This is a genomic window from Streptomyces sp. L500 (genome assembly GCF_054551825.1).
In genome coordinates this window covers 54,946-74,523 of the sequence record NZ_JBTOLC010000010.1, presented here as the reverse complement: position 1 = coordinate 74,523, position 19,578 = coordinate 54,946, and the positions used below count along the sequence as shown (strand labels likewise).

The window sequence follows — 19,578 nt, the reverse complement described above, 5'->3', positions numbered from 1 at the left end:
GGTGAAGGTGGCGCGAAACCTCTGTTTCTTTTGTTGAAAGCCGTTCTGACCGAACTTCTTATGGCGTTGGCCGCCCTACGCTCCCAGGCCCGCGTCCCGGGCCAGCAGGGCGGCCTGCACCCGGTTCTCACAGCCCAGTTTGGCGAGGATCCGGCTGACGTACGTCTTCACCGTGGCCTCGCTCATATGGATCCTGCGCCCGGCGTCGGCGTTGGACAGCCCCTCACCGAGCAGCGCCAGCACCTCGCGCTCCCGTTCGCTGAGCTCCGCCACCCGTCGCCGCGCCTGCTCGCCCCGGGTGGCGACGGGGCCGGCGGCCAGTGAGTCCGCCACGTGGCGGGTGGCGGCCGGGGAGAGATAGGCGGCGCCCGTCGCCGCCGCCCGGACGGCCCCGATCAGCTCCCCCGGCGCGGAGTCCTTCAGCAGGAAGCCTGCCCCGCCCTGGCGCAGCGCCCGCAGGACGTTGTCGGGCTCGCCGAAGGTGGTGAGGATCAGCACCCGGACGCCGGGGGCGTGCCGGCCCAGTTCGCCGAGGGCCGTCAGCCCGTCGAGGACCGGCATCTGGATGTCGAGCAGCGCGACGTCCACCCGGTGCCGCCGGGCCAGCTCGACGGCCTCCCGCCCGTTCACCGCCTCCGCCACGACCTCGATGTCGTCGGCGGACGTGAGGATCATCCTGATGCCGGCCCGGATGAGCGGCTCGTCATCGGCGATGAGGACGCGGATCACCGGTGTCTTCTCCTGGGATGGTGTGCTGTTCGCTAGCTCTTGACGTGGAACTCGCGCTTGTCGGACAGTCTGCCGTCCTTGAAGCAGAAGCGGTAAACGGTGTCGACGGACAGCCCCCGGGAGTCGTCGGTGGACAGCAGGGTCAGACAGCTGGCCCCGGCGGGGGCGGCCGGTATCTTGTCCTTGGCGTCGGAGGTGAGGACGGACTTGCCGGACGGCAGCTTCTCCCGGACCTCCCGCTCGGGGTCGCCGACCTTGACGGACGCGTAGGTGCTCGGGTCGATCATGCCCTTGTCGGCCTCGTCGATGACCTTGCCCATGGTGAAGACGCCCGCCACCACCAGCGCCACCAGGAGCAGCAGCGCGATTCCGCAGCCGAGCAGGCAGCCGTTGCTCTTCTTCGTGCCCATGATGTCCTTGAACTCCTCGCGAGGGTCGAGCCGGTCGATGACCGCTCCACCCTCGCCCGGGGCCCCCGCCCGGGGCTGCCGCCGGAAGTCGTCCACCGGGTCGACGAAGGTCGCGCCGGTGGCGCTCCCCCGGGACTCCCGCGCCTCGGCCGCGTCATAGGGCAGGACGGCCGCGAGGCGGAAGCCGACGCCGGCCGCCCCGGGGCCGGTGAAGACCATGCCGCCGACCAGCCGGGCCCGTTCCCGCAGCCCCGTCAGCCCCTCTCCCCCGCTGACCGTGTCCGCCCGGGGCTCCGCCGCCGCGGTCGGCGCCGCCGGGCCGTTGGCCACCTCCACCACCAGCGCGTCCGGCTCGTGGCGCACGCCGACGGTGATGGCGGCGCCCGGGGCGTGCTTGGCGGCGTTGGTCAGGCCCTCCTGGACGACGCGGTATCCGGCGTGGTCGGTGGCGGGCGCCAGCGGCCGGGGGTCGCCCGAGCGCTCCAGGGTCACCTTCATGCCCGCCGAGACGGCGGACTCGACCAGGCCCTCTATGCCCGCCACCACCCGGGAGCCGGGCCGCTCCTCCTCCGGGACGCCGTCCTTGAGGATGCCCACGACCTCGCGCAGCTCCCGCATGGCGGCCACCGACGCCTCGCGCAGCACGCCGACCGCCTCGCGCTGACGGCCGGTCAGCTCCCGGTCGACCTCCAGCGCGCCGGTCTGCACCGCGATGAGCGCGAGCTGGTGGCCCAGGCTGTCGTGCATGTCCTGGGCGATGCGCTGCCGCTCGCGCATCCGCGCCTGCCCGGCGATCATCTCGCGCTCGCGCAGCAGCTGGGCGTTGCGCAGCCGCAGGGTGTCCAGCAGGGTGCGCCGCTGCGTCCAGTAGCGGCCCGCGAGGCCGGGGAAGACCGCGGTCACCACGAAGAAGACCGTGGCGAGCGTGACCGTCCCGGCGGGCGAGAGCTCCGCCTGCCACAGGCTCAGGGTCAGATAGAGCGCGAAGGCGGCGCCGAAGGCCGTCGATGCCCGCAGCACTCCCGCGATCCGGTGCCCGGCGGACCAGCCCACGGCCATCAGCAGCAGGCTCGCGCCGCCCTCGGTGCCGCCGGAGAGGGCCGAGGTCGCGAGCAACGCGGTGATCGGCAAGGCCCGGCGCGTCAGCGACAGCACCGCGGCCACCACGGCGACGGCGGCCATCCGCGGCCAGCCGTGGCCGGCCTCGGCCACCCCCGCGAGCAGCGCGAAGACGGCGGCGAGCAGGCACTCCCCCACCAGCCTGCGCCGGCTCCACAGCCCCGGATCGGTCAGCCGCCCCGACAGTTCACGGGCCCACGATGTCGCGTTCACCCCCGCACTCTAGGCACTCCCCCCCACGCCGGCACAGGCACCGAAGGTCGCTCGTGCGTGCGACGAAAGTCGATACGACCCCGGACCAAGGACCCGGCGGCCCGGCGAGCCCGCAGCACGGCCCGGCGGCCCGGCCCGGCAGCCCGGCAAGGCCGGCCCGGCCCACCCCTCAAGCCGGGCGCGCCGTGCCCGACGGCTGGTCCGTGCCGCAGTACCGGCACTTCCCGGCCGCCGCCGGAAGGTCCTCCGAGAGGCACGCCAGGCAGGTCTTCAGCCGGCCGGGCTCCTCGAAGACGACGACCCCGCGCCGCGCCTGGACGTGCTTGTAGGGCACGACGATGAAGAAGTAGACGACGGCCATGAAGATGATGAAGTAGATCACGGCCGAGAGGAAGGACCCGACGTCCAGGTAGGTGGCCCGGTTGCCCGCGCGGCCGAGCTGCCAGCCCAGCCCCAGGCCGTGCCCGCCCTGGAGCCGGGCGATGACCGGGTTGATCACGAAGTCGGTGAACGCCTTGATCAGCGTGGAGAGCGCCAGCGCGATGATCAGGCCCACGGCCACGGTGACGATGTCACCGCGCATGACGAAGTTCTTGAATCCCTTGAGCACGCCGAAAAGCTACCCTTTGCCCCACTTCTCCCCGCCGTGCGGCACGGCGACGGCACCCGGGATTCACCCCGAGGCCCACCTGGGCCCCCGGGACGCGCCTGAAGGCCCGCCCCGGGACCCGCTTCACATCGCCGGGTGCGCCGGGATGTGAGTGGCCTCCTCGATGTCGTGCCCGGCCTTGTCGAGCAGCTCCCGCGACAGCTTGTTCAGGGCCCGCGCCGCCGCGACCTCCTCGCCGACCCGCTGCTGCTCGGGGTCGTCGGGATGCCTGACGGCCTTGCCCTTGGCCCGCAGCTCGGTGCCGTCCTGGAGTCTGAGCAGAGCGGCCGCCCGGGTTTTCTTCTCGATCTCGTCGAATTCGACCTCGACGTGCCAGCCAGCGATCTGCGTCATGGCGTCCTCCTCTGGCCCGCCCCTTCTGCGCTACCCCTCCAGCGTGCACCAGGCGGCCCGATTGCGACACCGGACGCGGCAGCCCCGTCGGGCCCCGGAGGCCCGTCAGGCCGCCGCGGCCCCGAACTCGCGCATCGCGCCGTCGACGATCGCCTCCAGCCGCGCGTGGTGCGCGCCCCGCCAGTAGACCCGGCCGCAGGCCAGGCACTGCGCGAAGACGTCGTAGGTGTGGCGCGTGCCGTGCTCCAGGTGCTCGCGGACGGAGTCCTTGTCGGCGTCCTGGAGCGGGCCGTTGCAGGCGGTGCAGCGCGTCCAGGGGGCGAGCTCGGGCGCGAACCGGCCCAGGACGTCCCGCAACTGCTCCTCCGGCCGGTCGCTGTAGACGTACGCGCCGGCCCAGATCTCCCGGCGGCGCAGCAGCCCACGGTCCCGGGAGAGCAGCACCCGGCGCTCGGCGGCGGAGAGCGCGGCCAGCGCGGGGTCGCCGATGTCCTCGCTCTCGTACGCCGCGTCGACGCCCAGCAGCCGCAGCCGGCGGGCGAGCGTGCCCAGGTGGACGTCCAGCAGGAAGCGCAGCGGCGCCCCCGGCACCTCCTGCGGCCGGGCCACCGCCTCGATCTCCACGCGCTCCCCTTCGGCCGGCACGTGCGACACCGGCACCGGGCGCCCGTCGACGAGCAGCGGGCCCGCCTCGGTGAGCGGGACGCCGAGGGACTCCACGACGTGCCCGAGGGTGGAGACGCCGTCGGTGACCACCGGCGCGGCCGCCACCCGGCGCTCGGGGGACACGAAAAGCCGCAGTTCAGGGGCGACGCTGACAAAGATCACGGGACCGTTCACGCAGCACAGCATGCCATCGCGCGGGGCCGGGGCGCCCCGGGTTTTCCGGGCCGCCGGGGAACCGCCCCCGCGCCGCCCGCCCGGTCGGCGAACGGTCGCCCGGCCGGTCGGCGGACGCTCGGCTGAGCGGTCGGCCGGATGGTCGGCAGGACGGGTGACCCACCCGTGGGCCGCGCGCGTGTCGCCCGCGGCCGGGCCCGTCGCCGGTGGGACGCTGCTGCGCACCAATCAACCGGAAAAGAGTCCTATGGCATCAGACGAGCGGTATGTCTGCTGCCCGGTGTCCGGAGTCCGGTCCCGATGTCCGGTCCCGATCGAGGAGAACGATCGATGGAAGCCGCGTACGACCTGATGGCCCGTCCCCTCACCGACCACTTCGGCGTTCCCGGGGAGCGGATCGCCCCGGACGCGACCTCCGAGGAGCTCGGTACCGACTCCGTCGCCGCGCCGGTGCGGCCGGGGCGGTGAGCGAGCGGGAGGTCGCGGTCACCGGGGTCGGCATGGTGACCCCGGCCGGCATCGGCCGCGAGGCGACCTGGGACGGGCTGTGCGCGGGCGTGGGCCTCGGCGCGCACGACGACGAACTGGCCGGGCTGCCGGTCGACTTCTCCTGCCGGGTGCCCGGCTTCGACGCCGGGGCGCTGGTGGGCCGGCAGGTCGCCTGGCGCAGCGACCGCTTCATCCACCTGGCGCTGGTCGCCGCACGCGAGGCGGTGGCCGACGCCGCGCTGGACCCGGCGATCTGGGACGGCGCCCGGGTGGCGGTCGTCATGGGCGTGGGGGGCAACAGCGCCGACCGCTGGTACCAGGAGTACGAGAACCTGGCCGAGGGTCGCATCGAGGCCATCTCCCCCACCGCTCTGCTGCGTTCGCTGCCCAACATGGCCGCGGGCGAGGTCTCCACGGACCTCCGGGCGCTGGGGCCGTGCCTGACCACGTCCACCGCCTGCGCCTCGGGGGCGACGGCGATCGGCGTCGCCCGGGACATGCTGCGCTCCGGTGCCTGCGACATCGCGATCGCCGGGGGTGCCGAGTGCGCCCGGCTCCCCATGGCGGCGGCCGCCTTCCACCGGATGCGGGCGCTGTCACGGCGCCGCCACGACCCGGCCGGGGCGTCCCGGCCGTTCGACGCCGAGCGCGACGGCTTCGTGCTGGGCGAGGGCGCGGCGATGCTCGTCCTCGAACGGCCGCGGGACGCCCGTGCCCGGGGTGCCCGCGCACGTGGTCTGCTGTCCGGCTACGGTGCCTCCAGCGACGGCCTTCACCCCACCTACCCCGACCCCGACGGCGCCGGCGCCCGGCGGGCGATCGAGGCCGCGCTCGCGGACGCCCGTGCCGGCGTCGAGGAGGTGCACCACGTCACCGCGCACGGCAACGCCTCGCCGGCCGGCGACCGGGTGGAGGCGACCCTGCTGTGCGCGGTGTTCGGCGCTCCGCCACCGGTGACCTCGCTCAAGGGAGTGATCGGTCACTCGCTCGGCGCCGCCGGGGCGATCAACGCCGCCTGTACGGTCCTGGCCCTGGAGCGGCAGCTCGTGCCGCCCACCGCCAATCTCGACCGCCTCGACGACGGGATCGATCTGGACGTGGTGACGAAGGTGCCCCGGCGGCACCGCATGGACGGCGCGATCAGCAACGCGTTCGGCCACGGCGGCCAGAACGCCGTCCTGTTCTTCCGGTCCGCGTGACGCCCCCCGGGGAGCTCGACGCGGCGGCCCTGACACCGGGTTCCCTCGGTGCCGGGGCGCCCGCGCGCACCGGTGGGCCCGCGGCCGGCCGGCTCGGGCGGGCACGCCCGTGGCTGGTCCCGGCGGCGGCCGCCCTGCTCACGCTGCTGCTGGCGGCGGTGGGCGCGGGCACCTCCGGACGGCTGGCCAACGGCGGCTACTTCGCCTCGGGGACGGAGTCGGCGCGCGCCGACCGGCTGCTGGCCGACCGCTTCGGCGCCGGCGCCCCCGATCTCGTCCTGCTCGTCCGGGCCGAGGGCGGCGTGGACTCGGAGCGGGCCCGGGAGGAGGGGCTGCGACTGACCCGGCGGCTCGCCGACTCCGCCGGAGTGGCGAGCGTCCGCTCGTACTGGACGGGCGAGGACGCGCAGCTGCGCGCCGAGGACGGTACGGCCGCGCTGGTCACGGCCGATCTCGCGGGGGCCGACCGGGACGCGGCCCGCACCGCCGAGACGCTCGTGCCCCGCCTCACGGGCGGCCACGGCGCGCTGACCGTCTCCGCGACCGGGCCCGCGTGGGTGAGCGTGGAGGCGAAGCGCTACAGCGGGGCGGACCTGGTGCGGGCCGAACTGGTGGCGGCCCCCCTGACCCTGCTGCTGCTCGTGCTCGCGCTGCGGTCGCTGGTGGCCGCGCTGGTCCCGCTGCTGATCGGCGCGGTCTCGGTCGTCGGCACGATCGCGGTGCTGCGGCTGCTCACCTACGCGATGCCGGTGTCGGTGTTCGCGATGAACCTCACCAGCGCCCTGGGGTTCGGGCTGGCCGTGGACTACGGCCTGTTCCTCGTCACCCGCTACCGGGAGGAGCTACGGGACGGGCGTCCCGTCGAGGCCGCCGTGCGGCGCACGGCGCGCCGGGCGGGGCGTACGGTCCTGGTCTCCGCCTGCGCGGTGGCGCTGTCGATGTCGGCGCTGTTGGTGCTGCCGCTGTCCTTCCTGCGGTCGATGGCCTGCGCGGGCATGGCCGTCGCGCTGTTCTCGGCGGCCGCGGCGACGGTGCTCGTGCCGCCCGTGCTCGCCCTCCTCGGCACCCGGATCGACCGCTGGGACCCGCTGCGCGCCCTGCGCCGGGGCCGGGCGGCGGGGCCGCCACGCCCGGACAGCCCGTTCTGGCGGCGGGTCGCGGGCACGGTGACCAGGCGGCCGCTGTGGTTCGGCCTGGCCTGCGCGGCGGTCCTGCTGCTGATGGCGTCGCCCTTCGCCCACGTGCGCTTCGGCCTGTCCGACGACCGGGTGCTGCCCGCCGGCTCCGAGGCGCACCGCACCGCCGACGCGATCCGCGCGGGCTTCGCCGCCCCCGCCGACCGCGCCCTCGCGATCGTGCTGCCGGACGTGGACCCCGCACGGGACGCCGCGGCCCTGTGGGCGTACGAGCGCGACGTGTCGGACCAGCGGTCGGTGCGCTCGGTGGGCTGGGCGCGGTCCGGGGCGGGCGCCGGATCCGGCAAGGGCGCGGTGCTGCTGGTGGCCGGGGCGCGGGAGCCGTACACGCGGGGCGCGCAGGACCTGGTGCGGACGCTGCGGGCCCTGCCGGGCCCGCCGGGCGAGCACCTGGTCACCGGGCGGGCGGCGCTGCTCGCCGACACCAAGGACGCGGTACGGGCCCGGCTGCCGCTGGCGGCGGGCATCGCGGCGGCCGCGACGTGGCTGATGCTGTTCGTGCTCACCGGCAGCGTGGTGCTCCCGCTGAAGGCGCTGCTCATCGGCGCGCTGAGCCTGGGCACGAGCTTCGGGGTGCTGGTGTTCGGCTTCCAGGACGAGCATCTGCGGCCCGTGGTGGGGGACTTCACGTCCACCGGGACGGTGGAGATGACGATGCCGCTGCTGCTGTTCGCCATCGCGTTCGGGCTGGCGATCGACTACGAGATCTTCCTGCTCTCCCGGGTCAGGGAGCACTATCTGCTGACCGGCGACAACCGGGGAGCGGTGGTGGAGGGCGTCGCGCGGACCGGGCGGCTGGTGACGACGGGCGCGCTGGCGGTGGCCGTGGTCACGGGGGCGCTGGTCACCTCCGGGGTGACGCAGCTCAAGCTGCTGGGGACGGGGCTGGCCACGGCGGTGCTCGTCGACGCGGTGCTGGTGCGGGGGGTTCTCGTACCGGCTTATCTGACGGTGGCCGGGCGGCTCAACTGGTGGGCGCCGGGGTGGGTCGCGCGGCTGCACGGGCGGCTCCGTGCGCGGCTCGTGTCGGAGCGGGGGCGCTGAGGCCGGTGGTGCGGGCGGCCCGGGTGGGGCCGGAGGGGGACGGACCCCTCTGGGGGCTGGAATATTTACGGCCCCGGGTCATCGGTCATCCGAACCCGGAAAGCCGCCGCAAATATCCCTCACGCCCCCTGCCGGGGCCCATCCCCCTCCGGCCCCACCCGGGCCTCACCTTCATGTGGGCGCCGGGTGCGGCTGCCTCGACGCGTCAGATCGTCTGTGCGTCTATCACGAAGCGGTACCTCACGTCGCTGGTCAGGACCCTTTCGTACGCCTCGTTGATCCGGTCCGCGCCGATCACCTCGATGTCGGCGCCGATGCCGTGCCCGGCGCAGAAGTCGAGCATCTCCTGGGTCTCCCGGATGCCGCCGATCATCGACCCGGCGAGGGTGCGGCGCCGGCGGAAGAGGGAACCGGAGACGACCGGCAGCGGGTTCTCGGGGGCGCCGAGCTGGACCATGACGCCGTCGGTGCGCAGCAGGCCCAGGAAGGCGTTGAGGTCCAGGTCGGCCGAGACGGTGTTGAGGATCAGGTCGAAGCCGTCCGCCAGGGCCTCGAAGGTGGCCGGGTCGGACGTGGCGTGGTAGTGATCGGCGCCCAGGCGCAGGCCGTCGTCCTTCTTGCGGAGGGACTGGCTGAGGACGGTCACCTCGGCGCCCATCGCGTGGGCGATCTTCACGGCCATGTGGCCCAGGCCGCCCAGGCCGATGACGGCGACCTTCTTCCCGGGGCCGGCCTGCCAGTGGGCGAGGGGCGAGTAGACGGTGATGCCCGCGCACAGCAGGGGCGCGGCGGCGTCCAGGGGGATGCCGTCGGGTACGCGCAGGACGTAGTTCTCGTCGACGACGATGTGTGTGGAGTAGCCGCCCTGGGTGAACTCGCCGTCGCGGCCGGTGGCGGCGTAGGTGCCGACCGGGCCGCTCGCGCCGGTGCAGTACTGCTCCAGGCCGGCCCGGCAGTTGTCGCACTCGCGGCAGGAGTCGACGAAGCAGCCGACGCCGACCCGGTCGCCGGGCGCGTGGCGGGTGACCCCGGCGCCGACGTCGGCGACGACGCCCGCGATCTCGTGGCCGGGCACGATCGGGAACGTCTCGTGCCCCCACTCGCCGCGCACGGTGTGGATGTCGGAGTGGCAGATGCCGGAGTACTTGATCTCGATCAGGACGTCGTGCTCGCCCAGCGCGCGGCGGGTGACGGTGGTGCGCTCCAGCGGCGCCTTGGGAGCGGGGGCCGCGTAAGCGTGGACAGTGGTGTGGGTCATGGGCTCGATCTTGCTGTTCGTTCCGCCCGGTAACCAGGACTCGGCTGAAAGTACGCTTGCGGTTCCTACCACTGGCAGGGTCACCCTCCGTCCGGCGCGCCCCCGCATACTGGTGGGTATGGATCAGCGCACCGAGCTCAGCGAGTTCCTCCGCTCCCGCCGCGCCCGGTTGCGGCCGGAGGACGTCGGGCTGACGCCGTACGGGGGCAGGCGGCGGGTGCCGGGGCTGCGGCGTGAGGAGCTGGCGCAGCTGGCCGGGGTGAGCGTCGCGTACTACACGCGGCTCGAGCAGGGGCACGGGCAGAACGTGTCCGCCTCGGTGCTGGAGGCGATAGCCGGTGCCCTGCGGCTCAGCGATACGGAGCGGGACCACCTCGGTCGTCTGGTCAGGCCCGCCCCGAGCCGCTCGCGCGCCGCGCGCCCGCAGCGCGTCCGGCCCACTCTGCAGCAGCTGCTCGACACCATGGAGGGCGTCCCGGCGTATGTGCTGGGGCGGCGTACGGACGTCATCGCCTGGAACCGGCTGGCCTGCGCGCTGCTCGGCGACTTCCCCGCCGTGCCGCCGCAGCAGCGCAACATGATCCGGCAGCTCTTCCTCGACCCCGCCGCGCGCGAGCTGTACGTGGAGTGGGAGGCCAAGGCGGCCGACCTCGTCGCCTGTCTGCGGCTGGAGGCCGGGCGCCATCCGGACGACCCCAAGCTGGCGGCCCTGGTGGGCGAGCTGTCCGTCAAGAGCGAGGAGTTCCGGCGTCTGTGGGCGGCCCACAACGTGCGGGACAAGGGCCACGGCGTGAAGCGGCTGCTGCATCCCCTGGTGGGCGAGCTGACCGTGGCGTGCGAGACGTTCGTCCTGCCCGCCGATCAGGACCAGGTGCTGGTGACCTATCACGCCGAGCCCGGCTCGCCGTCCGCCGAGTCGCTGCGGCTGCTGGCCAGTTGGACCCTGGAGGCCGCTCCGGCGGAGCATTCGGTTCCCGCGTCGCGACCCGGCGCGTAGTCGACGCGCCGGGTCGCGTCGTCGTCAGGGCAGTTGGGCGCCGGTCGCCTGGAGGGCGGCGGGCACGGGCTGGAAGAACGTCTCGCCGCCGGACGAGCAGTCGCCGCTGCCGCCGGAGGTGAGGCCGAGCGCGGTGTCGCCGTCGAAGAGCGCGCCGCCGCTGTCGCCGGGCTCGGCGCAGACGTTGGTGCCGATCAGGCCGTCGACCTGGCCCTCCGCGTAGTTGACGGTGACGTTGAGGGCGGTGACCTGGCCGTCGTGGACCTGGGTGGTGCTGCCGCTGCGCCGGACGTTCTCGCCGACGCGCGCCTCGCCGGCCTTGGCGATGCTCTGCTGCCCGCCGTTGTAGAGGTCGACGGAGCTGGGGTGCTCCGCGCTGCCGGTGTAGCGCACGAGGGCGTAGTCGTGGCCGGGGAACTCGGCGACCTCGGTGGAGCCGATCGCCCCGCCGATCTGCGAGTCGGACCAGTCGCCCGACGCCTTGCCGCAGTGTCCGGCGGTGAGGAAGTACGGCTGGCCGTCCTTGGTGACGTTGAACCCCAGCGAGCAGCGCACTCCGCTGCCCCAGATGGCGTCGCCGCCGGCGACGAACGGGCGCAGGACGCCCGCGGTCCGTTTGATCGTCGCCTTGTCGCCGAGGTCGGCGACGGCCTCGCGCACCTGGTCCAGGCGGGCGCCCTTGACGGTGCTGTCGACGGTCACGACGAGCTTGTGGAGCTTGGGGTCGACCGCCCAGGCGGTGCCGGGGACGGCGGCGTGGGCGTTCAGTTCCGCTCTGGCGGAGGCCAGTTCGGCGGCGGAGTGGGGGACGGGGGCCGCCTGGGCGCTCTGGAGGGTGAGCGAGGCCGTGGTCAGGGCCACGGCTCCGGCGACGGCCAGGGCGGCACGGCGCCCGGGTATGCTGAGTGGTTCAACTCGTCGACCTCCTGCGAGTGGGGGTGTGCCCGGCGCGCGCACCGCGCGTCCGGGCCCGGAGGATTCGTATTGGCACAGCAGCGACCGCACGTCGCGTGCATGCCAAGAGTTGCCGGACGAGTGTCCCGTCCGGACACGCGGACGCACAAGAAGACATCCGGACGCACACGACCGCTCACGAACGCCCACTCGGCCCGGCTCCGCCGACGGTCCGCCGGGCGAGCGGCAGAGGTCACGCTCACGTGCGCCCGTGCCGGGACACCGTGCGCGGCCCGTGCGCATAACGGACGGTGAGGGCCGCGACTGTCCGGTAACCGCCGTTCCCCTCAGTCGGTCAGCGCCGCCACGGCCGGTTCCGCGTGGATGACGGCTCCCGCGTCGCGCCCGGTGTCCGGCAGGATCTCCGCCAGCCGGAGCCGGGTGTGGCCCTCCCACAGCCGGTTGCCCTGGACCCGGAAGAGGTCCAGGGCCTCGGCGTAGCGCCCGGCGGCCTCCTCCGCCCGCCCGGCGCGCGCCAGCGCCCGGCCCAGGCGGTACAGGCCGACCGCCACCGGATGGCCGGCGCCCCGCCGGCGGTGGACGGCCAGGCACAGCTCGGCCGCCGCGAGGGCACGGTCGGTCCGGCCGAGGGCGAGGTGGGCCTCGGCCAGCGCGCCCGCCACCTCCGCCTCGCCGGCCCGGTCGCCGCATGCCCGGTAGGCCGCCCGCGCCTCGGCCAGCGCTTCGTACACCTCCTCCGGGCAGCCCGTGTGGAGGGCGTAGCGCGCCAGCAGTACCAGGCAGTCCGCCGCGGTCGGCGCGTCCTCGGCCGCTCTGCTCAGGGTGAGCGCCTCCCGGCAGGCGGCGGCGAGCTCCTCGAACCGGCCGGCGCTCGCGTGGACCAGGCCCAGGACGGCGTACGCGCGTCCGGCGCACCGGCCGTCGGCCAGCCGGAGCGCGGCCCGGGCCAGCGCCGACGCCGCCCGGGCCAGCTCCCGCTCGTACGCGCCGTACGCGAGGAGGCCGGCCAGCGCGCGCAGCAGGTCGACGGCGAGGGCGACGTCGTCGGGGCCGGCGTCCGCCGCCGCCTCCGCCGCCGCGAGGAGTTCGGGGGCCTCGGCGAGGAGCCGGTCGCCGGCGGTCCCGGGGACCGTGGCCGCGCGGGCTCTCGCGGCGGCGGACTCCAGGAGCCGTCGCAGGGCGGCCGCCCGCTCCGCCGGGGGCAGCGCCGTCCCGGCGCGCTCCCGGACGAGCAGCCGGAACAGGCAGGGCAGGCGGTAGCGGCCGGGGGCCGGGGACTCCAGGAGGCTGGCGTCCACCAGGGATTCGCACAGCGGCTCGGCCTCCTCCTCCGGGACGCCGAGGAGCGCCGCGGCCGTGTGCGAGGAGAACCCGGGCCCCTCGGCGAGGGCCAGCAGGGCCAGCGCCCGGCGCCGGTGGGCGTCGAGCCGGTCGTAGGCCGGGGCGAGCGCCGCCTCCGCGGACATCCCGGCGGTCCTCAGCTCGGCGAGGCACCGGCCGTCGTCGGCCAGGCGCTCCACGAAGGCGCCGAGCGTCCAGGACGGGCGGGCGGCGAGCCGGGCCGCCGCGATCCGGACCGCGACCGGCAGCCGCCCGCAGGCCTCGACCAGCTCGGCGGCGGCCCGTGGCTCGGCGGCCACGCGGTCCTCGCCGGCGACGCGGGCCAGCAGGGCGTGGGCCTCCCGCGGCGTCAGCGCGCCGAGGTCGGTCAGCCGGGCGTGCGGCAGCCCGGCGGGCTTGGCCCGGCTGGTGAGCAGGACGGCGCAGCCCGGCGGGGCGGGCAGGAACGGCCGGGCCCGGCCGGTGTCCTCCGCGTTGTCCAGGACCATCAGCACCCGCCGGCCGGTCAGCAGGCGGCGCAGCAGCGCGGCGCGCTCGGCCTCGCCGTCGGGCACGGCGGCCGCGGCGACGCCGAGGGCGCCCAGGAACGTGCCGAGCACGGCGGCGGTCGGGGCGGGCCCGCCGTCGGGGTCGCGCAGGTCCGCGTAGAGCCGGCCGTCGGGGAAGTACTCGCGCACCCGGTGGGCGGCGTGCACGGCGAGGACGCTCTTGCCCACGCCGCTCGGGCCGGAGACCACGACGGTCGCCTGTCCGGTGATCAGCGCCGCGCACACCTCCGCGACGGCGGTGGTCCGCCCGGTGAAGTCGGCGAGGTCGCCGGGCAGCCGGGCGGGGCGGACGGTGTCGTGGGGGCTGTCCGCAGCGGTACCGGCGTCGGTGCCGGCGGTCAGCAGCCGGCGGCGGGCTTCGGTGAGCTCCCGGCCGGGTTCGAGGCCCATGTGTTCGGCGAGGACGCGGCGCGTCTCCTCGTACACGGCGAGCGCGTCGGCGCGCCTGCCGCCCTGGTGGAGGGCCAGGATGTGGAGCGCGCTCAGCCGCTCGTGCAGCGGATGCCGGGCGGCCAGGTCCGCCAGCTCGCGGAGGGCGGCGTCGGGGTCGCCGAGCTCGAGGTCGAGTTCGAGGCGCGCCTCGAACGCCATCAGCCGCTGGTCGCAGAGGTGCGCCCGGCGTGCGGGGACGCGGGGCCCGGGGAGGCCGAGCAGCGGCTCGTCGCTCCACAGGGCCAGGGCGGAGCGCAGCAGTTCCCGGGCCTCGCGGGGCCGCCCGGCGGCCCGGGCGCGGGCGGCCGCGGCGACCTGGTCCTGGAAGCGGGCCGCGTCCAGCGCCTCCCGGGGCACCCGCAGGGCGTAGCCGCCGGAGACGGACACCAGGACGCGTGACGGCGCGCCCGGGGCCCGCTCCGGCTCCAGCAGCTTGCGGAGCCGGGAGGCGTAGGTGCGGACGGTGCCCACGGCGCGCGGCGGCGGTTCCCCGCCCCACAGGGCGTCGACGATCTCGGCGGCCGAGGCCGCCCGTCCCTCGCGCAGCAGCAGTTCCGCGAGGAACGTGCGTTGCTGTGGTGAGCCGAGCTCCAGCGCCTCGTCGCCGCGCCAGGCGCGCATCCGGCCCAGCACGGCGAACCGCAGTTCGCCACCGTCCGTTCCGGTCATGTTTCCCCCGTCTCCGTTCATGGGAACGGACGGTAGTCCCGCATGCGTCTACGCGGGATTGACAGGCCATCAACACGCAGGTCAGAGCCGTCGGTGTGGGCCCGGGCCGGTCAGGAGCAGCCGCCACCGCCGCAGCTGGAGCCGGAGGAGCAGCTGTGGCCGCTCGAACAGCTGTGACCGCCCGAGTGCCCGGAGTGCCCGGAGTGGCCGGAACCGCTCGTGCCGCTGTCGCCGCCGGTGTCGAGGACGGCTCCGCCGCAGGAGGAGGCGGACGCCGTGGCGGTCGCGGACGATGTCGTGGCCGAGGAGCCGCGGGAGCGGCTCGTCCGGCTCGTGGCACCGGCCCGGTGGGTCGTACGGGTCGTGGTCGCCTCTATCAGCTGTGCCCTGAGCTTCTTGTCCGGTACGCGGCCGTGCACGGCGACGACCCCCGCCGCCCCGCCGGGGTGCTCCCCGGCGGACTTCCGGCTCCAGGAGGCATCGGTGTTGATCAACCGGATGACGTTCCTGCCGAAGTCGGTGTAGGGGTCGCACGACTTGTGGGGGCCGTACGCCACCCGGGCCAGGACCCCGGCCAGGGCGAGCGCCAGCAGGACGACGCCCAGGGAGCGACAGGCGGCGGGGAAGAGCAGGACGACGCCGGCGACGGCCCCGACGACCAGCCCCGCCCTCTGCGCGCGGGCCACGCGCCACCAGTGGGCCTGCAAGCCTTGGGGCAGCAGCATGTCCAGCTTCTCCAGGGACCGGCTGACCGCGTGGACGACGGGGTCGCGCCGCAGCTCCCGGACCACCGTCCGCAGGGAGTTGCTCCAGCCCGCGCCGCAGTGCTTGAGCAGGGCGCGCTCCACGGCGTTGTGCGCGGTGGCGTCCCTCACGGCCACCCTGCCCTTGCGCACGGTGACGCGCCCGTCGGCGTGCATGGCGGTGATGACGGTGTCGGCGACGCGTTCGACGCCGCCGAGGAGACAGGCCACGCCGAGGAGGTCCGGGAAGTCCTCGGCGCCGGGCGGGACGCGTCGGCCGCGGGCCTGCCGGCGGACGCGCCACAGCAGGACGGAGGGCACGGCGATCAGCGCCGCGCAGCACAGCGTCACCAGAACGGCGTACAGCATGGGATCGATTGCCTTTCGGTCAGCGCGCGAGACGCAGCCGGCGCAGGACGGCGGCCACCCGGCGGCGCGGGCGCCCCGGGGCCGGTGCGGCGGGGCCGGTCCGTTCGGCCAGCCACGCGGTGAGCCGGCGGACCCGGTCCGGGTCGGTCACGGCGCCCGTGCGCAGCAGGTGGCGGGCGAAGTCCAGGGCGTCCCGGCGGTATCCGCCGGTCATGGGACGGCCCCGGGCGTAGCCGAGGAAGAGGTCGCGGAAGTCGTCGCCGAGGATCTCCGCCGGTTCGGGGGCGAGCTTGCGGACGACGCCGAGGCGCTTGGCGAGGAGCGCGCGGCGCTGGACGTCCAGGCGTGCCGGGTCGAAGCCGGGCGGGGGCGGGGCGTCCGCGACGAGCGCGGAGAGGAGGGCGAGCTGGGCCTCGGCGAGCCGTCGCCGGGCGGCGTCGGTGTCCGGGGCGGGGTGTCGCTCGCCGGGTGCGGCGGCATGGGTGATCGGGTCAGCCATGGCAGCGGACGCCTTCGGTGACGGCCCGTATCGCGTCCAGCTCGGCGGCCAGCTCGCCGGCCTCGGGGAAGTCGTCGTCGCGCTCCAGCAGGACGCCGGGCGGGGTGACGCGGTCGCAGAGCTCGGCGAGCACGTCCAGTACGGGCCGGGTGACGGGGTGGGCGTGGCTGTCGTGCCACAGTCCGTCGCGTTCGACGCCGCCCGCGACGTGGACGTAGGCGAGGGCGTCGAGGGGGAGTTCGTCGAGGGCGGTGGCCGGGTCCTCGCCGCGGTTGACGTGGTTGGTGTGGAGGTTGGCGACGTCGACGAGGAGCCGTACGCCGGTGCGCTCGACCAGCTCGGCGAGGAACCGTCCCTCGCCGAGCTCCTCGCCGGGCCAGGCGAGGAGGGCCGCGATGTTCTCCAGCGCGAGCGGTACGGGCAGCACCGACTGGGCGATGCGGACGTTCTCGCAGAGCACGTCGAGGGCGTCCCGGGTGCGGGGCACGGGCAGCAGGTGCCCGGCCTCGATCCGGGGGGCTCCGGCCGGGGTGGCCGGGGCGCCTCCGGCGCGGACGAAGGCGATGTGCTCGCTGACGAGCGGGGCGTCGAGGGCCTCGGCCAGCTCGGCGAGCGCGACGAGCCGGGCCAGGTCGGGCCGGTCGGCGCCGCCCAGGCCCAGGGAGACGCCGTGCGGGACGACGGTCGTCCCCCGGGCGCGCAGCCGCCGGAGCGGGGCGGGGAGGTGGTCGGGGCAGACGTTCTCCGCCACGACCTCCACCCAGTCGATCCCCGGCAGCCGCTCGATGTCCCCGGCGATCTCCGGCCGCCAGCCGACGCCGGTGCCCAGCACCGTGCTCATCCCCACCCCCGTGGCTCCCCCGGGGCGCGGCACGCCCGGTGCGAAGGAGATTCCCCGTCCCGACCTGATGAATCCTTGGTCAGGGAGAGGGTAATCCTTGAAGCGATCTCCGGGGGAGGGTTCCTCCGGATGTCAGGCGACGGGGGTCCCGGCGTCCTCCAGCAGGCCGGGGTGGTGCTTGCGGGCCACGCCGGGGTGGGCGCGCAGCCAGCCCTTGATCTCGTTGCGGCCGTACTCGGCGAAGAGCGGGTTGGCCGCGTCCTGGGTGACGCCGGGCGCCCGGTCCGCGTGCGGGAAGGGCACGGGCTCGATGCGGGCGTCCAGCCGCGGGTTGTAGAAGAACGGGACGGAGAAGCGCTCCCGGTTCCCGGGCGGGCTGACCACGCGGTGGTTGGTGGCCTTGAGGTAGCCGTCGGTGGCGACCTCGAGCAGCTCGCCGAGGTTGATCACGAAGGCGCCCGGCATCGGCGGCACGTCCATGAACTCCCCGTCGGGGCCCTCGACCTGGAGTCCGCCGACCTCGTCCTGCAGGAGCAGGGTCAGGAAGCCGTAGTCCTTGTGGGCGCCCACGCCCTGGCCGGCGCCGTCGGGGGCGCTGCCGGGGTAGCGGACGAGCTTGAGGTGGAGGTGGGGGCGGTCGGCGAAGGCCTGGTCGTAGAAGTCCTCGGGGGCGCCGATGGCGGCCAGCAGCTCGTGCAGCAGCCGCTCGGCGACCGAGCTCAGCCGCTCGACCCAGCGCAGGGCGGCGGTGCGCAGCTCCGGCAGGGCGGCGGGCCACTGATTGGGGCCCTCGAGCCACCAGTAGCCGGGGTCCTCCGGGCCGGGGACGCGGGCGGGGCGCTCGGCGCCGATGTCCAGCTGGTCGCGCCAGTCCTGGCTGCCGCCGGTGCGCTCGTCCCCGATGCGGGTGTAGCCGCGGAAGTGGGGGGAGTTGAGGTTGCCGATGGCGAGGCGGTCGGCCTCGGGGAGGGCGAAGAAGGCGCGCATTGTGCGCATCAGGTCGGCGGTCTCGTCGGCGGTGACGCCGTGGCCGGTCAGGTGGAAGAAGCCGACGTCGCGGGCGGCGGCGTGGAGGGCCTCGTGGAGGCGGGCGCGCTCGTCGGGGCCCGCGGAGGCGGCGGAGAGGTCGATGACCGGAAGCTTGTTCATGAAATGTCCACAGCATGAGGGCCCGGTGAGGCGTCCGGGGATGGCCGGACGACCCGTGCGACGGCGCAGGGTGTGCGGCGGCGACGGGACCGGGGAACGGCTAGGAATAAGAGAAAAGCGAAGAAAGCCAAGAGCGCGGGGAAACACCCGCGGGGCGGCCGCCCGGGAAGCGGGCGGCGCGAAGGCGTGAAGGTCAGCCGGACCGGCGACAGGACATGCTCGTTACACGGACGAAGTCCACGTGGCGGCGTTTGACGAGCGGGTTCACATTCCGAAGGGTATACGCCCCGGGAGGCGATCACGCCGTTGTACGGGCGTGGCACGCGTCACATGCCGTTAACAATCGGCGCCGGCCGTGCCGGGTGGGGCGCCGGGGTGATCACGACCGGGCCGGCCGGCCGCGGCGCTTGTCGACGACCAGGGTCCGCTCGTAGTGGCGCGTCTCCTCGATGTCCCCGGTGTAGGGCCGGACCGCGTCGTGGAAGGGTGGGAAGTGCGGGCCGTGCCGGAAGCCGTGCTCGTGGTCGTCCACCGAGGTCCACTCGATCCGCAGGACGTAGCGCTCCGGGTCCTCGACTCCGCGCGACAGCTCGTACGCCAGGCACTGGGGCGCGGCGTAGAGGTGCTCGGCGGCCGCGGCGTACGCCTTCTCGAAGGCGCCGCGCCGGCCGGGGTCGGCGATGCGGTAGCGGACGTACTCGACGGTCAACGCGGGCCTCCTTCCCGGGCGCCGGCGGAATCGTCCCGGCGTCCGGCGAGCCCGCCCGGACGCGGGCGTGTGGGGGCGCTGTCCGAGCGGGCCGACGGCCGGAGTTCCGCCGCGCCGGGCACGCTACCAGCCGGAACGGCGCGAACTCCGGAAGCCGTGACGCGGGCGGGCGGCGCTTCGGCGGTAAGCCCCGGGCCAAAAGGAGTTGGATACCCCGGAAAGTAAATGACTCGCTGGGGCGAATGAGTGAAACTCCGGAACTTCCCCATTCACTTGCAGTTACTCAGTTCGCTTCCCGGAGGGAAACATCGATCGATCGAAAGGCATTGACGTGCTCAAGAAGGTTCTCGCCACGGCGGCCTTGACCGCCTCGGCGGTCGGCGCCGTCGCCACCCCCGCGATGGCCATCGGCAACGACCAGGACGTCGCGAACGCCAACGGCGCGAAGACCGCGTACGGCGACACGGCGACCGGGGGCGTGGAAAGCCCGCAGATGAGCCTGGTCCAGGGCTCGCTCAACAAGCTCTGCCTGGGCATCGGGAAGGTCGGCATCCAGTCCGTCATCGGGCTGCTCAACATCGGCGTCCAGGACGTGCCGATCCTCACCTCGCAGCAGCAGCAGCAGTGCACGGACAACTCCACGATCAACGACGGCGACGACCCGCTGTCGCACCTGGTCGACGAGATCCCGATCATCTCGGGCAACGGCTCGGGCAACGGCGACGGCTGACGGCCTCGCGATTCCGCGGGAATTCCCCCCGCTCCGGGTGTACGGGCCCCGGGGCGGGGGGATTCTTGTATGTCCGGATGTAGGGAGAAGCGAACCGCCCGGTGTGATCCGGGAATCGAGGAATACGGCGACGCAC

The 19,578-nt window shown here is 74.7% G+C and carries 16 protein-coding genes and 1 pseudogene; 5 read left to right on the top strand and 12 right to left on the bottom strand.

Annotated elements, in window-relative coordinates:
- Window positions 1–75: 75 nt before the first annotated feature.
- The 5 genes from ACX9I7_RS12685 to ACX9I7_RS12665 all read right to left on the bottom strand — a co-directional run bounded on the left by ACX9I7_RS12685 (window position 76) and on the right by ACX9I7_RS12665 (window position 4,314).
- Complete coding sequence (locus tag ACX9I7_RS12685; protein WP_387568344.1) at window positions 76–729, bottom strand: response regulator transcription factor; 654 nt, start codon at window positions 727–729, stop codon at window positions 76–78.
- Window positions 730–761: 32 nt separating this feature from the next.
- Window positions 762–2,471, bottom strand: a complete 1,710-nt coding sequence (locus ACX9I7_RS12680; RefSeq protein ID WP_459387364.1) for a sensor histidine kinase — start codon at window positions 2,469–2,471, stop codon at window positions 762–764.
- A 169-nt stretch (window positions 2,472–2,640) separates the two neighbouring features.
- Entirely contained in the window at window positions 2,641–3,081 is a 441-nt protein-coding gene (locus ACX9I7_RS12675; RefSeq protein ID WP_459387363.1) for a large conductance mechanosensitive channel protein MscL, read from the bottom strand.
- Window positions 3,082–3,204: 123 nt separating this feature from the next.
- Window positions 3,205–3,474, bottom strand: a complete 270-nt coding sequence (locus ACX9I7_RS12670) for a DUF1876 domain-containing protein (protein ID WP_126917219.1) — start codon at window positions 3,472–3,474, stop codon at window positions 3,205–3,207.
- 105 nt (window positions 3,475–3,579) lie between these two features.
- Window positions 3,580–4,314, bottom strand: a complete 735-nt coding sequence (locus ACX9I7_RS12665) for a Mut7-C RNAse domain-containing protein (protein WP_126917218.1) — start codon at window positions 4,312–4,314, stop codon at window positions 3,580–3,582.
- A gap of 330 nt (window positions 4,315–4,644) precedes the next feature.
- On the opposite strand from ACX9I7_RS12665, the gene ACX9I7_RS12660 reads away from it, so the two are divergent.
- Genes ACX9I7_RS12660 through ACX9I7_RS12650 form a run of 3 tightly spaced genes read left to right on the top strand, consistent with a single transcriptional unit; the run spans window position 4,645 to window position 8,242 of the window.
- Window positions 4,645–4,782: a hypothetical protein gene (locus ACX9I7_RS12660; RefSeq protein WP_387568335.1), complete on the top strand. Its 138-nt coding sequence runs from the start codon at window positions 4,645–4,647 to the stop codon at window positions 4,780–4,782.
- Window positions 4,779–6,002 (top strand): beta-ketoacyl-[acyl-carrier-protein] synthase family protein, encoded by a 1,224-nt coding sequence (locus tag ACX9I7_RS12655; RefSeq protein ID WP_459387362.1) that lies wholly within the window; start codon window positions 4,779–4,781, stop codon window positions 6,000–6,002. The genes ACX9I7_RS12660 and ACX9I7_RS12655 overlap by 4 nt, the downstream gene beginning before the upstream one ends.
- Window positions 5,999–8,242 carry an MMPL family transporter gene (locus ACX9I7_RS12650; protein WP_459387361.1) on the top strand — a complete coding sequence of 748 codons (2,244 nt, stop codon included), beginning with the start codon at window positions 5,999–6,001 and terminating at the stop codon, window positions 8,240–8,242. Before ACX9I7_RS12655 ends, ACX9I7_RS12650 begins: the two co-directional genes overlap by 4 nt.
- Before the next feature lie 205 nt (window positions 8,243–8,447).
- On the opposite strand, the gene ACX9I7_RS12645 is transcribed toward ACX9I7_RS12650, so the two are convergent.
- Window positions 8,448–9,500 (bottom strand): NAD(P)-dependent alcohol dehydrogenase, encoded by a 1,053-nt coding sequence (locus tag ACX9I7_RS12645; RefSeq protein WP_387568328.1) that lies wholly within the window; start codon window positions 9,498–9,500, stop codon window positions 8,448–8,450.
- 118 nt (window positions 9,501–9,618) lie between these two features.
- Between ACX9I7_RS12645 and ACX9I7_RS12640 the strand changes: the two genes are divergently transcribed.
- Window positions 9,619–10,497: a helix-turn-helix domain-containing protein gene (locus ACX9I7_RS12640; protein ID WP_459387360.1), complete on the top strand. Its 879-nt coding sequence runs from the start codon at window positions 9,619–9,621 to the stop codon at window positions 10,495–10,497.
- Between the two features lie 24 nt (window positions 10,498–10,521).
- On the opposite strand, the gene ACX9I7_RS12635 is transcribed toward ACX9I7_RS12640, so the two are convergent.
- The 6 genes and pseudogenes from ACX9I7_RS12635 to ACX9I7_RS12610 form a co-directional block, all read right to left on the bottom strand.
- The gene (locus ACX9I7_RS12635; RefSeq protein ID WP_459387359.1) at window positions 10,522–11,358 is read right to left on the bottom strand and encodes a S1 family peptidase; all 837 of its coding nucleotides are present in this window, start codon (window positions 11,356–11,358) and stop codon (window positions 10,522–10,524) included.
- Between the two features lie 380 nt (window positions 11,359–11,738).
- Entirely contained in the window at window positions 11,739–14,402 is a 2,664-nt protein-coding gene (locus tag ACX9I7_RS12630) for an AfsR/SARP family transcriptional regulator (protein ID WP_459387358.1), read from the bottom strand.
- 110 nt (window positions 14,403–14,512) lie between these two features.
- On the bottom strand, window positions 14,513–15,514 hold the full coding sequence (locus ACX9I7_RS12625; RefSeq protein ID WP_387568317.1) for a TIGR04222 domain-containing membrane protein: 1,002 nt from the start codon (window positions 15,512–15,514) through the stop codon (window positions 14,513–14,515).
- A 19-nt stretch (window positions 15,515–15,533) separates the two neighbouring features.
- Window positions 15,534–16,854: pseudogene (locus ACX9I7_RS12620) on the bottom strand (MbnB/TglH/ChrH family RiPP precursor modification enzyme).
- A 132-nt stretch (window positions 16,855–16,986) separates the two neighbouring features.
- The gene (locus tag ACX9I7_RS12615) at window positions 16,987–18,003 is read right to left on the bottom strand and encodes an isopenicillin N synthase family dioxygenase (protein WP_387568314.1); all 1,017 of its coding nucleotides are present in this window, start codon (window positions 18,001–18,003) and stop codon (window positions 16,987–16,989) included.
- Between the two features lie 379 nt (window positions 18,004–18,382).
- A complete protein-coding gene (locus ACX9I7_RS12610; RefSeq protein WP_387568312.1) occupies window positions 18,383–18,712 on the bottom strand; it encodes a putative quinol monooxygenase in 330 nt (109 codons plus the stop codon).
- Window positions 18,713–19,043: 331 nt separating this feature from the next.
- Here ACX9I7_RS12610 and ACX9I7_RS12605 point away from each other — a divergent pair, with 331 nt between their 5' ends.
- Window positions 19,044–19,442 carry a rodlin gene (locus tag ACX9I7_RS12605; RefSeq protein ID WP_387568310.1) on the top strand — a complete coding sequence of 133 codons (399 nt, stop codon included), beginning with the start codon at window positions 19,044–19,046 and terminating at the stop codon, window positions 19,440–19,442.
- Window positions 19,443–19,578 lie beyond the last annotated feature (136 nt).